This window comes from Pacificoceanicola niger, assembly GCF_048553275.1.
GTDB lineage: Bacteria > Pseudomonadota > Alphaproteobacteria > Rhodobacterales > Rhodobacteraceae > Pacificoceanicola.
In genome coordinates this window covers 83,854-98,332 of record NZ_JBLZMW010000009.1, presented here as the reverse complement: position 1 = coordinate 98,332, position 14,479 = coordinate 83,854, and the positions used below count along the sequence as shown (strand labels likewise).

Sequence of the window (14,479 nt, the reverse complement as noted above, 5' to 3'; positions counted from 1 at the left end):
GCGCCGGGCTGGACCGGCTCGGCGCGCGAGCGGCCTGTTCCGTCCATCACGTCCTCAATGGGACGCAGGCCCGTCAGCTCAGCGCAACACCGTTGCGCCCGGCCAGATCGGTAAAGAACTGCCACGCCACACGGCCCGACCGGGCCCCGCGCGTCGCCTGCCATTCGATGGCTTCCGCGCGCAGCGTCTCCGCATCGACCGTCACGCCGTAGGCATCGCAGTAGCCCGCAATCATCGACAGGTAGTCATCCTGCGAACAGGGATGGAAGCCGAGCCAAAGCCCGAACCGGTCGGAGAGCGAAACCTTCTCCTCAACCGCCTCGGACGGATTGATCGACGTCGAGCGTTCATTTTCGATCATGTCACGCGGCATCAGGTGACGGCGGTTGGAGGTGGCATAAAGCACGACATTGTCCGGCCGCCCCTCGACACCGCCGTCCAGAACCGCCTTGAGGCTTTTGTAGTTCTGATCGTCATGGCTGAACGACAAATCATCGCAGAACAGCACAAACCGCTCCTTTGCCCCGCGCAGCAGGGTCAGAAGCCGTCCGACAGAGGCAAGGTCCTCGCGCTGGATTTCCACCAGCTTGAGGTCCAGCCCTTCGGCGCAGATCGCGCCATGCGCCGACTTCACAAGGCTGGATTTTCCGGTCCCGCGCGAGCCCCAAAGCAGCGCATTGTTGGCCGGCAGGCCGCGCGCAAACTGGCGCGTGTTGGCCATCAGCGTGTCGCGCGCCCGCTCGATACCGACCAGAAGGTCCAGTTCGACCCGGTTCACGTTTGGCACCGGGACAAGCCGATCCGGCTCCACGTGCCAGACGAAAGCCTGCGCGGCAGAGAAATCCGGTGCCCCCAGAGGCGGCGGGGAAATCCGCTCCAATGCCGCTGCGATGCGCTCCATAGGGTCCACCGGGAAATCCTTGCTCACTTGTCGTCGTCCTTGTCGAACTCCGCCATCAGCGGGTCTTCGTCGTCGTCGTCGTCATCCTCGAACCAAAGGCCCTGCGCCCGCAGTTCCTTTTCGCGCTTCTTCTCGACCATGCGCACGAGGAGGATCGAAATCTCGTAGAGGCCATAAACCACGGTGAAGAGGATGATCTGTGTCGTCACATCCGGCGGAGTGACCACAGCCGCCAGCACCAGAATGCCGACCATGGCGTATTTGCGCACCGAGCCGAGGCCTGCCGCACTGACCAACCCCGCCTTCCCCATCAGGGTCAGCAGAACCGGAAGCTGAAAGCACAGGCCAAAGGCCATGATGAATTTCAGCGTGATATCAAGGCTTTCGTTCACCTTGCCGAAGAAGGTGATGCGTATGCCGTCGGCGGTATCAGGCACCACGGCCACATCGGCGGGAAGCTGCGCCCCGGTTGCATCCCCGGCGGCATTCAGCAGATCCGCAAAGATCGAGGAAATATCCGCAAAGCCAAGGAAGAAGGTCATCGCCAGCGGCGTGACCACGAAATGCGCAAAGGACGCCCCGAGCAGGAACATGAACGGCGACGCAATGATGAAGGGCAAAAAGGCGCCCTTCTCGGATTTATACAAACCCGGGGCCACGAAACGCCACAACTGGTGGGAGATCACCGGGAAGGCCAACGCAAATCCGAAGACCATGGATATCCGGAACAGCGTAAAGAGGTATTCTTGTGGGCTGGTATACTGCATCGTCGGCGACGGATCGCCCAACTCGCGCAGCGTGGACTCGATAGGCCCCAGCAGGAATTGCAGGATCGGCTCGGCCACGATGAAGGCCAGAACCATGCCCACGACAAACGCCAGCACGCAGCGAATGAGCCGCGTGCGCAATTCTGCCAGATGCTCGATCAGCGGGGCCGCGCTGTCCTGAAGCTCGTCGTCGGCGCTGCTCATGCGGTCCCCTTGTCAGTGTCGTTGCCCGCCGGCACATCCGGCGGCAAATCATGCGGATCGGCAGCGAGCGATTTTTCCAGCGCATCGGCCTTCTGCGCTGCGTCCTCGGCTTCGCGCTTCTTGCGATCGGCGGCCATGCGCGCGGCATTGGCTTCGATCTTGCGCTTGGCCTCTTCACGTTCCTTTGACAGCTTGCCGGTCTCGCTGTCCGGTTTGATGTCCGTCATCGACCGGGCGGCATCCTTGACACCGTCCATCGCGCTGCCGACCGGGTTGGTCGCCGATTTGAAGGTTTTCTGCATGTCCTTCACGCCCGCATCATCCGCCGCCTGATTCATGGCAGTGGTGAATTCGCGGGCCATGCCACGCGCCTTGCCGACGAACCGGCCGACGTTGCGGAACAGTTTTGGCAGATCTTTCGGGCCGACCACGATCAACGCGACCGTCCCGATCACCAACATCTCGCTCATGCCGAGATCGAACATGGGCCTTACGCCTTGTCTTTTTCTTCCTCGGGGGTGACGTCCTTGGCCTCGTCGGCCTTGGAGGTCTCAAGCTCTTGCTTGCCGTCATCGACGCCCTTCTTGAAGGCGGTGATACCCTTGCCAACCTCACCCATGAGGCTGGAAATCTTGCCGCGGCCGAAAAGCACGAGGACCACGACGGCGATCAGCAGAAGGCCGGGAAGGCCGATGTTGTTGAGCATGGCTCCACTCCTTTGTCAGCAGGCGCCACATCGGGCCTGTGCGAAAACTGGTGAGGGCGTTCTAAGCCTTCTGCGGCCGCTCGAAAAGCGCCAAAACCGCGCGGCACGGGGCTAGTTTTGTCACCTTCTTGTCAGTTGTCAGGTTTTTGTCAGTATGGGGCGACGAATTGGAGAGAATCGGTCATGCGCCCAGGTGCGAAAACATCGCGTGAAATGCCCCGAGATCCGGGGAACGGGATGCGGCCAATGGCGTCCCTGACGGCCCCGTCATGAATCGCAAGGACCGCCTCTATGCCCTGATGGAGCGTCTGCGCGATGGTGAATTACATACGGCGGAGGCCATGGCACAGGACCTTGGCGTCTCTGTCCGGACGATCTATCGCGACATGGAAGTGCTCGCAGCCTCCGGCGTGCCGGTGGAAGGCGCAAGGGGCTATGGCTACACGGCGCGCGCCGCGGTGACCCTGCCTCCGCTGAACCTCACCGATGCGGAACTGGACGCATTGCACATCGCGCTCGCGGCCCTCGGTGCGTCGGATCTCGAAGAACACGCCGCCGCCGCGCGCAGCCTCGCCGCCAAGATCGAAGCCGTGTTGCCAGAGGAAGCCGGTCAGCCCGCCGCGCCGTTCGGCTTTGCCACCGACGCCTTCGCCGGGGCGGCACGGGGGTTTGCCCATATGCCGACGATCCGCGCCGCCATCCGGGCGCGTCAGAAACTGCGCGTGGTCCTGGCCGGTCAGCCGCATGACATCCGCCCGCTTTTGCTCGATTACTGGGGGCGCGTCTGGACCTGCGTCTGCTGGGACGAGCGCGACGGCGCCTTCAGCCGCTTTGCCCTCGACCGGATCGAGGGCCTCGCGCCCCTGCCCGGCCTGTTCGTCGATGAGCCGGGAAAGCGGCTCTCGGACTGGCAAACTCTGGGAAAACCCTCTCAGGGGTGACCGATCAGCCGCGCAACCTCCCCGTGCAGCTGGTCGAAATGCGTGATGACGGACTCCGGCGCCAGATCGCGCACCGCCTCCCCCGCCGGCGAGAACGCCACCAGAACCGAAGGCACCCGCGCCGCCGCAGAGGTCTTGCGGTCGGTATCGCTATCCCCGACCAGCAAGGACGCCTCGCGCTGCCCGCCGCAGCCATCGACTGCAGCCCAGAAATGCGCCGGATCGGGCTTTTTCACCGGCAAGGTATCGGCCCCGATCAGCGATCCGAACAGATCGCGCACCCCGAGCCGCGTGAGCAGCGTGTGCGCAAGCCCTTCGGGTTTGTTGGTACAGATCCCGACGGCATATCCCGCCTCCTTGAGCTGCTCGACCGAGGCCACCGCACCGGGGTACATCTGCGTATGCACATCCAGCGTCTCGGCGTAGACCTCCAGCAGACGCGGATACCAATCCATCACGCGCGCCTCGTCAAACCGCCCGGCCCGCTTGAGTCCGGTCCCAAGCATCATCCGCCCGCCGCGCAGCGCCACCATACGATCGCTGTCAATGGACAGTCTCACATCCTCGCCCATCTCCTCGAAACAGCGGTTGGCCGCAGCCAGGAGATCAAGGCTGGTGTCCGCCAAAGTCCCGTCGAGGTCGAAAATAACGCAAGGCTGCATGCCGTCTCCTGCCAGATGGGGTGACAGCGCGCTGTCACATGCCGAAATCAAGCGTGAAAAGCGCCTGCTTGCCCCGCCGCCATATCCGGATAAAACGGGGCCAACAGAAAAACAAACAGGAAAGAGGCCATGAGCACCGCCCTCATCATACTTGCCGCCGGCAAGGGCACGCGGATGGAATCCGACCTGCCCAAGGTTTTGCACTCGATCGCCCACGCCCCGATGCTCTGGCACGCCATGCGCGCCGGACGCGCGCTGGACCCGGAGGCCACCGTCGTCGTCGCCGGTCACGAAGCAGCCAAGGTCGAAGCCTCGGCGCTGGACTACGATCCGGAGGCGAAGGTCGTCCTTCAGGCCGAACAGCTTGGCACGGCACATGCGGTGGCCCAGGCGAAAGATGCGTTGGACGGGTTTTTCGGCAATGCCATCGTGCTCTACGGCGACACGCCCTTCATCTCCGAAGCGACGCTCGAAGCCATGCTGGAGGCGCGCCAGACCCATGACTTGGTCGTTCTGGGCTTCGACGCGGCCGACCCCGGTCGCTATGGGCGGTTGGTCACGCAAGGGGAAGCCCTGGAGCGGATTGTCGAGTTCAAGGACGCGAACGAAGAAGAACGCGCCATAACCCTTTGTAACTCCGGCGTTGTCTGCGCTGATGCGGCAACGCTGTTTGCGCTGATCGACGCGGTTGGAAACGACAATGCCAGCGGCGAATACTACCTGACGGATATCATCGGTATCGGCCGGTCGCAGGGTCTTTCGGCGACGGTTGTGCGCTGCGATGAGAGTGAAACGCTGGGGGTGAACTCCCGCGCGGAACTCGCTGATGCGGAACGGCTTTTCCAATCCCGGCGCCGCGCGGAGCTGATGGCGGACGGGGTCAGCCTGCAAGCCCCGGATACCGTGTTCCTCTCCTGGGACACGATCATCGGTCGCGACAGCGAGATCGAACCGAACGTGATCTTCGGCCCTGATGTCACCGTTGAGAACGACGTTCGCATCCGCGGGTTCAGCCATATCGAAGGCGCCCATGTCAGCCGCGGCAGTACCATCGGCCCCTTCGCCCGCCTGCGTCCCGGCGCGGAACTGGCGGAGAACGTGCACATCGGCAATTTCGTCGAGGTCAAGAACGCCGTCCTGCACGAAGGGGTGAAGGCCAATCACCTGACCTATCTTGGCGATGCGGAAATCGGCGCCCGCACGAACATCGGCGCGGGCACCGTGACGTGCAACTACGATGGCGTGTTCAAACACAAGACAACCATCGGCGAAGACGCTTTCATTGGCTCGGACACCATGCTGGTCGCGCCGATAACGGTGGGCGACGGCGCAATGACAGCCTCCGGCTCCACGATCACCGAGGATGTGCCCGCAGGGGCGCTCGCCGTCGCGCGCGCGCGGCAGGAAGTGAAGCCGGGCCTCGCGAAAAAATTGTTCGATATGTTGAAGGCCCGGAAGGCCAGACAGGGTAAAGGGGCATAAAATGTGCGGTATTGTCGGAATCCTCGGAAAACATGAAGTCTCGCCCAGCCTCGTCGAGGCGCTGCGCCGTCTGGAGTATCGCGGCTATGACAGCGCGGGCATTGCCACGATCAACGACGGCCATCTTGACCGGCGCCGCGCGGTGGGCAAGCTCGTGAACCTGTCGGATCTGCTGGTGCATGATCCGCTGCCGGGCAAATCGGGCATTGGCCACACCCGTTGGGCCACCCATGGCGCGCCGACCGAAACCAACGCCCACCCGCACAAGGCCGGGCCGGTGGCCGTCGTGCACAATGGCATCATCGAAAATTACAAAGACCTCCGCGCCGAGCTGGCCGAAGCCGGGATCACGCCGCAGACCGAAACAGACACGGAAACCGTGGCCCTGATGGCGCAGCACCTGCTTGGGCAGGGCCTTTTGCCGGTGGAGGCCGCGATGCGGACCATCGACAAGCTGGACGGTGCCTTTGCGCTGGTGTTCCTCTTCGATGGCGAGGATGACTTGCTCATAGCGGCCCGCAAGGGCTCGCCGCTGGCCATCGGTCATGGCGATGGCGAGATGTTCGTGGGCAGCGATGCCATCGCGCTGGCCCCGCTGACCGATCAGATCACCTATCTGGAGGAAGGTGACCGCGCCATTATCACACGGCTGGGTGCTGTGATTACGGACGCCGCCGGCCGCGAGGTCAGCCGCGAGGTGCGCACGATCCAGATGGATGCGGCCCGCGTGGACAAGGCCGGGTACAAGCACTTCATGGCCAAGGAAATCGCCGAACAGCCCGGCGTCTTGTCCGGCGCGCTGAGCGCGTATCTGGCGCAGGACGAGATCTCCCTGCCGCAGCCGGGCCTCGATTTCGACAATGTCGAACGGCTGGTCATGGTTGCCTGCGGCACCGCCTATTATGCCTGTCTCACGGCGAAATACTGGTTCGAACGGCTGGCGGGCATTCCCGTTGAAGTCGATATCGCGTCGGAGTTCCGCTATCGCGAACCACCGATCACGGGCCGCACGGTCGCGCTTTTCGTCAGCCAGTCAGGCGAAACCGCCGATACGCTGGCTGCGCTGCGCTATTGCCGCGGCAAGGCCGACACGATCGTATCGGTGGTCAATGTCGAGACGTCCTCGATCGCCCGCGAAAGCGATCTGGCCCTGCCGATCCACGCGGGTGCGGAAATCGGCGTGGCCTCGACCAAGGCCTTCACCTGCCAGCTCAACGTCCTGTTGCTGCTGGCGCTCAAGGCCGCACAAGCGCGCGGACGCATGGACGAGGCCAGACTGCATGATATGCTGGAGGCGCTGCGCGCCTTGCCGGGCATCTTCAACATCGCGCTGGATCAGGACGGGCGCATCGCCGAGGCCGCGCGCCAGATTGCCGAAGCGCGGGACGTGCTGTTCCTCGGCCGTGGGCTGATGTATCCTCTGGCGCTCGAAGGCGCGCTGAAACTTAAGGAAATCAGCTATATCCATGCCGAAGCTTATGCGTCGGGTGAACTGAAGCACGGCCCGATCGCATTGATCGACAAGACGGTGCCCGTGGTGGTCATGGCGCCCTGCGACTCGCTCTTTGAAAAGACCGTGTCCAACATGCAGGAGGTGATCGCGCGCGGCGGCAAGGTCTGCCTGATCACCGATGCCAAAGGGGCCAAGGCCGCTGGCGAGGATGTTTGGCAGGTGGTGATCCTGCCGGAAGTGGCCGAAGAGTTGACGCCGCTGCTCTACGCCCTGCCCGCGCAGCTTCTGGCCTACCATGCGGCCATCGCAAAGGGCACCGATGTGGATCAGCCGCGCAACCTTGCCAAGTCCGTGACGGTGGAATGACCGCTATGCCGCCAGGCGATCCACACAAGAACAAGGGCCTTTGTAATGAACCTGAATGACGCGCTTGCCGCCCTGAATGCAGAGGCCGACGCGGAGCGCGCCGCAGGCAGCGCAGCCTATCACAAGGCGGAGCGCGTCTATCTCGGCGTGCCCAACCCGGTGATCAACACGCTGACACAGGGCTGGCGGCAGGCTCTCGACGTGCCCGAGCGGGTCGCTCTGGCCGATGCGCTGTGGCAAACCGACATTCACGAAGCGCGGATCGCGGCGGCAAAAGTTTTGACACAGGCGCGGATGCGCCCGGATGAAGACGCCTGGCAGCTGATCCAGTCATGGGTGCCGCAGTTCGATGCCTGGGCAATCGCCGATCACGCCTGTTCGGCGGGCGCGCGGAGGCTGCAGGCCGATCCGGCGCGGATTGCACAGGTTGAACCCTGGACCGGGTCCGATCACCTGTGGACCAAACGCGCGGCTCTGGTCATCACCCTGCCCTGGACAAAACAGAATTTCCCGTCGGAACAGGACCTTGAGATCCGGGATCGGGTGCTTGGCTGGGCGGCGGACTATGTCCACGACCCGCGCTGGTTCATTCAGAAAGCCGTCGCCTGGTGGCTGCGCGATCTGTCGAAACATGATCCGGACCGGACACGAGCCTTTCTGGCCGACCACGGCGACGCGATGAAAGCCTTCGCCCGGCGCGAGGCCGCGAAATACCTGTGACTCAGGCCCCGTTCCGCGGCGACGCCCGGAACAGGAACCGTCCGAGCACGACCGTCACCAACAGCGCCGCCAGCAGTCCGATCAAGTCCGAGGCAATCTGCGCCACCTCCGCGATCTGACTGGCAAAGGCAAAGCCCAGGCCGGTGTAGAGACTGACCCAGAGGCTCTCTCCGCTGAGACTGCCCAATGTAAAGCGCCGCCAGTCCAGCCCCATCGCGCCGCCGATGAAATTCACATACGGCCCGAGCGGGCTGAACAGCCATCGGGTCAGAAAGACCGCCACTCCGCCGCGCTGATCAATCATGCGCTGCGCCCGTTTCAGAAGACCGGCGCTGCGGCGGGCGTGTTGCAGCCGCGCGATCAGCGGCGCGCCGCCTTTCCGGCCAATGAGATAGCCGGTTTGATCCCCGACGAGCGCACCGCCAAGCGCAGAGGCCAGCACCGTGGTCATCGTCAGATCCCCGGATGCGGCAAACGCGCCGCCTGCCAGCATCAGGAAAGACGACGGAACCGGCAGCGCAAGGCAGGAAAAGAAGGTCACTGCCATGAGAATCCATCCGCCATACTCCGGCACCAGCGCCAACAGCATGTCAGTCATGCGGCGCGGTCCGGAACGCGGTGATGGCGTTATAGAGATCGACGCTCAGGCTCTGGAACGGGACGCCGCGCGCCTTCGCCAACTCATCCAGGGTCTGGCCCGGCTGAAAGCTGTCCTTGGTCAGCCCGAGCGCATCACCGACAATCTCGTTCGGAACCTGCCACGAATGCGCGACGTATCCCGGCGTCATCCACCCGGCGATGGTCTGATCGCGGTGCGCCGGATTGGCCCAGAACACCGAGTGCACGATCAGACGCCCACCGAAAAAAACGCTCGCCAACAGCGCCACGGCAAAGAGCAGTGTCAGGACTGGCTGTTTCTTGTAGCTGTGAACGAGGCGTGCGCGCATGACCGCAGGCTAAGCGCAGGTCGCGTTCAAGACAAGCGTGGTGCGGCCTAGCCGCCTGAAAACACTTGAATTGTCGGCAGATCGGTCAATGGCGCTTCGAGCAGGCGCATGGCCGCGAGCGAAATGCGGCTGCCGGCGGTTGCCGGCCCGTCGATCGGGATCAGATCGACCTGAGCCGATTTTCCGGTTGCCGGATTCAGTACGCGGCCCTTTGCAGGCGCGGTCACCAAGGGTGTCTCCAGCCAAAATCCGGGCCGTGCCACGTCGCCAAGCGAGGCAACTGTGCTGCCAAGACTGACCTCCCCGGCCGGTTTCGGCGCGGCCGCCGCGGCGCGCTCTTCGGCGGAGGTGGTGTCGAACTCCTCGGCGGTGCGGGCGTTTTGCGGCGGGGGCGGCGCGACAGCGCTGTCCGGACGGGCTTCGGGGCGGGTTTGCCCCTCGGCATTGGTGGCGGGATCGGCGGCGCCCGGTTTGCGGAAGAACTCCCCCGCGCTGCTGCAGGCCGACAGGCTCAAGGCCAGAACGACTGTGATTGCTGTTCTCATATCCCGCACCCTACGACCTTGGTCGCCCCATGACAATTTCGTTGCAAGACTTGCTCATATATCCGCCGGCCCTTAGGTTCAATCGCATGACAGCCCCTCTGATTGATCCGTTCCACCGTCCGATCTCCTACCTGCGCGTTTCGGTGACAGACCGCTGCGATTTTCGCTGCGTCTACTGCATGTCCGAAAACATGACCTTTCTGCCCAAGAAAGAGCTTCTGACGCTGGAAGAACTGGACCGCATGTGCTCGACCTTCGTGCGTCTGGGCGTCGAGAAACTGCGCATCACCGGCGGAGAGCCGCTGGTGCGGCGGGATATTCTGACGTTTTTCCGCTCGATGACCCGGCACCTCGATTCGGGGGCGCTCAAGGAGCTGACGCTGACCACCAATGGCTCACAGCTGGAGCGGTTTGCCGACGATCTCTACGCGGCGGGAGTGCGCCGGGTGAATCTGTCCATGGATACGATGGACGAGAAGAAATTTGCCGACATCACGCGCTGGGGCCGCCTGCCGCAGGTGCTGCGCGGGATCGATGCGGCGCAAAAAGCCGGTCTTCGGATCAAGATCAACGCCGTGGCGTTGAAAGGGTTCAACGAGGACGAGCTGATCCCGATGACCGAATGGTGCGCCGAACGCGGCATGGACCTGACGTGGATCGAGGTCATGCCGATGGGCGACATCGGCAACGAACAACGCCTGGACCAGTACTGGAAGCTCACCGATCTGCGGGCCCGGCTGGCCGAGCAGTATACCCTGACCGACCTGCCTGAGAGCACCGGCGGGCCGGCGCGCTACGTGCGCCTGGAAGAAACCGGACAGAAGATCGGCTTCATCACCCCGCTGAGCCATAATTTCTGCGAAAGCTGCAACCGCGTGCGGCTGACCTGCACCGGCGATCTGTTCATGTGCCTTGGCCAGGAAGACATGGCTGACCTGCGCGCCCCTCTGCGCAATCATCCGAAGGACGATCAGGCGCTTGAGGACGCGATCCGCGCCGCGATCCGCCTCAAGCCGAAGGGCCACGATTTCGACTATTCACGCCAGAACGTTGATGGCCGCGTCTCCCGCCACATGAGCCATACCGGGGGCTAGGGCTTTCCAGACCGGCGCGCCTAGGGGCGCCCTCTCCTCTGGGGGCAAGCCCCCAGACCCCCGCTCGGAGCGTTGCCCCGAACCCCGAGTATTTTTCAAGAGAAGAAGACAAGGTGGAGTTACCGATTGTCAGACACCATCCGGACGGCTGATCTGACCGCCACCGACCGGCGCCGCGACACCGGTTGTGGCGGGCGCGGAGGTTGGCAGGCCACGCATCACGCGGACCGCGAGGAAAGCAAAGGCCTGCGCTTCCAGCATGTCACCGTCGAGGCCGACCGCCTCCACCGGCTCAACCGGGCAGTCGAGACCCGCCGCAAGCATCCTCATCATGACAGGGTTATGCCGCCCGCCGCCAGTGACCAGCACACGGCCCGGCGGGCTTGGGCAATGCTCCATGCCCTGCATCACGGCTGTCGCAGCCATGGCCGTCATCGTGGCGGCCGCGTCCGCATCGGACAGCTCTCGCACAAGATCCAGCATCAAGGAAAAATCGTCCCTGTCCAATGACTTGGGCGGGATCTTGCGGAAGTAGCCTTCCTCCAGAAAAAGCTCCAGCGCGCCCTCTTCAACACGCCCGGTACGGGCCAGCGCCCCGTCCCGGTCACAGTCCAGCCCCAGCCGCTCGGACACCAGATCGTTGATCGGCGCATTGGCCGGGCCGGTGTCGAAGGCCAGCAAGGCCCCCTCATCCTGCGGCCTTGCCTTGCCCGGATCTACCCACGTCAGATTGCCAACGCCGCCGAGATTGAGGAAGGCAACCGGCTCTGTCGCGCCGATCCATTTGGCGCATGCGAAGTGATAGAAGGGGGCAAGCGGCGCGCCCTGGCCACCCAAGGCCACATCGGTCGAGCGAAAATCCCAGACCACGGGTGTGCGCAAGGCCTCTGCCAGCGCTGCGCCATCACCCATTTGATGCGTGCCCCGCCCCTGTGGATCATGTGCCAGGGTTTGACCGTGAAATCCAATGACCTCTGCGGCCCCGAACTGGCCGAGCACGTCGCGGTGCGCGTCGAAACAGACCTGCGGCGCCGCGCCGAGATCATCGCCGGGCCAGCAGCCCAAAGCAGCCTTCAAGGCTGCCCGTTCCGCATCCGAATAAGCACGGTACTGCGATGGACCGAATTCGAAAATCGTCTCGCCATCGGTGCGCAGCATCGCCGCGTCCACGCCATCGAGAGAGGTGCCCGACATGGCCCCCAATGCCCAGACCGGACCGCTCTGCCGCCCGTGGCTCAACTTGCCCTTCACCTTCGCCCTCACGCCTCTTATAGGTGCCTCCCGTACACGTATACGAGAGGCACACCATGACCTACCATCCCAAATCGGACTTCATGTCGATCATGATGCAACGCGGCTACCTTGCCGATTGCACCGATTATCAGGGCCTTGACGAGGCGCTGAGCAAGGGATGCGTGCCGGCGTACATCGGCTTTGATGCGACGGCGAAGTCCCTGCACGTGGGGAGCCTGATCCAGATCATGATGCTGCGGTGGCTGCAAAAGACCGGGCATCAACCGATCACGCTTATGGGCGGCGGCACTACCAAGGTGGGCGATCCGTCCTTTCGCGCGGACGAGCGGCCGCTGCTGACCGACGATCAGATCGACGACAACATCGCCGGGATCAAGCAGGTGTTTGCCAAGTACCTCGATTATGATCGCGCCGAAAACCCGGCCTTGATGCTCAACAATGCCGAATGGCTGGACGGGTTGAATTACCTCGATTTTCTGCGGGACATCGGGCGGCATTTCTCCGTCAACCGGATGTTGTCATTCGAGAGCGTGAAATCGCGGCTGGACCGGGAACAGTCTCTGAGCTTCCTGGAATTCAACTACATGATCCTGCAAGCCTATGATTTCCTTGAGATCAATCGCCGCTACGGGTGTTTGTTGCAAATGGGTGGCAGCGATCAGTGGGGCAATATCGTCAATGGGATCGACCTGACTCGCCGGGTTCTGGACCACGAGATCTACGGCCTGACCTCGCCGCTTCTGACCACATCGGACGGCAGGAAAATGGGCAAGTCTCAGGACGGGGCGGTCTGGCTCAATGCAGAGATGCGCAGCCCCTACGAGTTCTGGCAGTTCTGGCGCAACACGACCGATGCGGATGTCGGACGGTTCTTGAAGCTCTACACCGAGATCGACATCGACGAATGCGCCCGCCTCGGTGCACTGGCCGGCTCCGAGATCAACGAGGCGAAGATCGTGCTGGCCAATGCGGTCACGACGCTTTGCCACGGGGCCGAGGCAGCCGCAGCCGCAGAGGCCACCGCGCGGGAAGTCTTTGAAAAGGGGGGGGTTGGCGACGATTTGCCAACTTTGGAGTTGAGCGCCGGTGAGGTGGGTGACGGAATTTCCGTGGTTCAGCTGATTGTGCGCGCAGGGCTCGCCAAATCCGGCAAGGAGGCCAAACGGCTGATTGCGGAAAATGGCGCGCGCATGGACGATGCCCCGCTCACCGATGCCGGGCTGGTGCTGGACGTCGCGGCCCTGGCCTCGCCGATCAAGCTCAGTGCGGGAAAAAAGCGCCACGCGTTGATCAAGCTGAGCTGACAACGTCCAAATCGTCGGACACGGACGCCGCCCATTGGGGCGGCGTTTGTTTTTACGGCTCAGGTCATAGAACGACCTCGACCAGCGCCAGAAGCGCAAACGGCATGGAGAGCATCAGCGCAACCAACAAGGCAGCGCCGGATGTGGGACGGGGGCGTGGGGCAACGGCTTTTTCCATGCGGCCATTAATCACACGGAAAGTTTCTCTTTGGTAAACTCCCGGAATGACCGGCTTGATTTGTCCCCTGCCCCAATCGTCCGAATTTGCCCGCGCCAGTGAGGCGCTGAACTTGCCCGTGCGCCGGATGCAGCGCGAATCCGGCGGATCGGTGAAATTGCTCTGGCAGGTGCAATCGCGCAAGCTCGGTCCGCTTGGGCGGGTGGACATGATTTCGCGGGGCCCCGTCGCCCGGAATACGGCGGACCAACTTGACTGGCTCGGCATGTTTGAGCGCTGGCAGGACGGTTGCCCCCTGATCCTGAACAACGATGGCTTGTCGGCGGAGCGGCTCTTCGATGCGGGATTCTGGCCCTTGCTGACCCCGGCCACACTGGCGCTCCTGCCGCTGAGCGATGGTGCGCAAATGCGGTCCGCTTTGAACCAGAAATGGCGCAACCGCCTGGTGCGTGCGGAAACGTCCGGTCTGAAGGTGACGCGACATCCGCTTTCGAAGGGGCATTGGCTGCTGGCCGCGGAGGAGCGGCAGGCGCGTAAGAAGGGCTACCGTGCGCTGCCGACAAACCTGTCTTTGGCTTTTGCCAAGGCAAATCCGGGCAAGGCGCAGCTTTGGGAAGTTCGGCAGGCTGGGGAGCCACTTGCCGCAGTCTTGATGCTGCGGCACGGGGCTATGGCCACATGGCAGATGGGCCATGTCACGCCGCAGGGTCGCAAACTGAACGCCATGAACCTCGCGTTGTTCACCGCGATGAAAGCCCTGGCCGATCAGGGGCATACGCTGCTCGACCTTGGAACGATCAACACCGAGGACGCGCCCGGTCTGGCCCATTTCAAACTCGGCACCGGCGCCTACAGCCACCGGCTGGGTGGAAGTTGGCTGCATCTGGGCGCATTGGCCGCCATTGTCCGGCGGCTGCCCTTGACGCTCAGGCTCGCGGCCTGATCCGGCGGGCTG

16 protein-coding genes are annotated in these 14,479 nt (G+C 63.4%); 7 read left to right on the top strand and 9 right to left on the bottom strand.

Features of this window, described 5'->3' with window-relative positions; genetic code table 11:
- Positions 1-73 precede the first annotated feature (73 nt).
- The 4 genes from ACN2XU_RS12990 to ACN2XU_RS12975 are packed head-to-tail and all read right to left on the bottom strand — an operon-like array spanning position 74 to position 2,578.
- Positions 74-901 (bottom strand): ATP-binding protein, encoded by an 828-nt coding sequence (locus ACN2XU_RS12990; RefSeq protein ID WP_419410955.1) that lies wholly within the window; start codon positions 899-901, stop codon positions 74-76.
- A gap of 23 nt (positions 902-924) precedes the next feature.
- On the bottom strand, positions 925-1,872 hold the full coding sequence (tatC, locus tag ACN2XU_RS12985; RefSeq protein ID WP_419410872.1) for a twin-arginine translocase subunit TatC: 948 nt from the start codon (positions 1,870-1,872) through the stop codon (positions 925-927).
- A complete protein-coding gene (gene tatB / locus ACN2XU_RS12980; RefSeq protein WP_419410871.1) occupies positions 1,869-2,357 on the bottom strand; it encodes a Sec-independent protein translocase protein TatB in 489 nt (162 codons plus the stop codon). Before tatB ends, tatC begins: the two co-directional genes overlap by 4 nt.
- A 5-nt stretch (positions 2,358-2,362) precedes the next feature.
- Positions 2,363-2,578, bottom strand: coding sequence for a twin-arginine translocase TatA/TatE family subunit (locus tag ACN2XU_RS12975; protein WP_419410870.1), 216 nt, complete (start codon positions 2,576-2,578; stop codon positions 2,363-2,365).
- Positions 2,579-2,847: 269 nt separating this feature from the next.
- On the opposite strand from ACN2XU_RS12975, the gene ACN2XU_RS12970 reads away from it, so the two are divergent.
- Complete coding sequence (locus ACN2XU_RS12970) at positions 2,848-3,519, top strand: helix-turn-helix transcriptional regulator (protein ID WP_419410869.1); 672 nt, start codon at positions 2,848-2,850, stop codon at positions 3,517-3,519.
- Here ACN2XU_RS12970 and ACN2XU_RS12965 read toward each other — a convergent pair.
- On the bottom strand, positions 3,510-4,181 hold the full coding sequence (locus tag ACN2XU_RS12965; RefSeq protein ID WP_419410868.1) for an HAD hydrolase-like protein: 672 nt from the start codon (positions 4,179-4,181) through the stop codon (positions 3,510-3,512). The two genes, ACN2XU_RS12970 and ACN2XU_RS12965, sit on opposite strands and share 10 nt — an antisense overlap.
- Before the next feature lie 129 nt (positions 4,182-4,310).
- Between ACN2XU_RS12965 and glmU the strand changes: the two genes are divergently transcribed.
- Genes glmU through ACN2XU_RS12950 form a run of 3 tightly spaced genes read left to right on the top strand, consistent with a single transcriptional unit; the run spans position 4,311 to position 8,202 of the window.
- Positions 4,311-5,663, top strand: a complete 1,353-nt coding sequence (glmU, locus tag ACN2XU_RS12960) for a bifunctional UDP-N-acetylglucosamine diphosphorylase/glucosamine-1-phosphate N-acetyltransferase GlmU (RefSeq protein WP_419410867.1) — start codon at positions 4,311-4,313, stop codon at positions 5,661-5,663.
- A 1-nt stretch (position 5,664) separates the two neighbouring features.
- Positions 5,665-7,482 carry a glutamine--fructose-6-phosphate transaminase (isomerizing) gene (glmS, locus tag ACN2XU_RS12955; protein WP_419410866.1) on the top strand — a complete coding sequence of 606 codons (1,818 nt, stop codon included), beginning with the start codon at positions 5,665-5,667 and terminating at the stop codon, positions 7,480-7,482.
- 45 nt (positions 7,483-7,527) lie between these two features.
- Positions 7,528-8,202, top strand: coding sequence for a DNA alkylation repair protein (locus ACN2XU_RS12950; protein ID WP_419410865.1), 675 nt, complete (start codon positions 7,528-7,530; stop codon positions 8,200-8,202).
- Position 8,203: 1 nt separating this feature from the next.
- On the opposite strand, the gene ACN2XU_RS12945 is transcribed toward ACN2XU_RS12950, so the two are convergent.
- Genes ACN2XU_RS12945 through ACN2XU_RS12935 form a run of 3 tightly spaced genes read right to left on the bottom strand, consistent with a single transcriptional unit; the run spans position 8,204 to position 9,694 of the window.
- Positions 8,204-8,800: a DedA family protein gene (locus ACN2XU_RS12945; protein WP_419410864.1), complete on the bottom strand. Its 597-nt coding sequence runs from the start codon at positions 8,798-8,800 to the stop codon at positions 8,204-8,206.
- A complete protein-coding gene (locus tag ACN2XU_RS12940) occupies positions 8,793-9,149 on the bottom strand; it encodes a hypothetical protein (RefSeq protein WP_419410863.1) in 357 nt (118 codons plus the stop codon). The genes ACN2XU_RS12945 and ACN2XU_RS12940 overlap by 8 nt, the downstream gene beginning before the upstream one ends.
- A 47-nt stretch (positions 9,150-9,196) precedes the next feature.
- Positions 9,197-9,694 carry a hypothetical protein gene (locus tag ACN2XU_RS12935; protein WP_419410862.1) on the bottom strand — a complete coding sequence of 166 codons (498 nt, stop codon included), beginning with the start codon at positions 9,692-9,694 and terminating at the stop codon, positions 9,197-9,199.
- An 86-nt stretch (positions 9,695-9,780) separates the two neighbouring features.
- Between ACN2XU_RS12935 and moaA the strand changes: the two genes are divergently transcribed.
- Positions 9,781-10,788: a GTP 3',8-cyclase MoaA gene (gene moaA, locus ACN2XU_RS12930; protein WP_419410861.1), complete on the top strand. Its 1,008-nt coding sequence runs from the start codon at positions 9,781-9,783 to the stop codon at positions 10,786-10,788.
- Between the two features lie 129 nt (positions 10,789-10,917).
- Here moaA and ACN2XU_RS12925 read toward each other — a convergent pair whose 3' ends face one another.
- Positions 10,918-11,982, bottom strand: a complete 1,065-nt coding sequence (locus ACN2XU_RS12925; protein ID WP_419410954.1) for an anhydro-N-acetylmuramic acid kinase — start codon at positions 11,980-11,982, stop codon at positions 10,918-10,920.
- Positions 11,983-12,095: 113 nt separating this feature from the next.
- On the opposite strand from ACN2XU_RS12925, the gene tyrS reads away from it, so the two are divergent.
- Positions 12,096-13,346 (top strand): tyrosine--tRNA ligase, encoded by a 1,251-nt coding sequence (gene tyrS / locus ACN2XU_RS12920; protein WP_419410860.1) that lies wholly within the window; start codon positions 12,096-12,098, stop codon positions 13,344-13,346.
- Positions 13,347-13,570: 224 nt separating this feature from the next.
- The gene (locus ACN2XU_RS12915) at positions 13,571-14,467 is read left to right on the top strand and encodes a GNAT family N-acetyltransferase (protein ID WP_419410859.1); all 897 of its coding nucleotides are present in this window, start codon (positions 13,571-13,573) and stop codon (positions 14,465-14,467) included.
- Positions 14,468-14,479 lie beyond the last annotated feature (12 nt).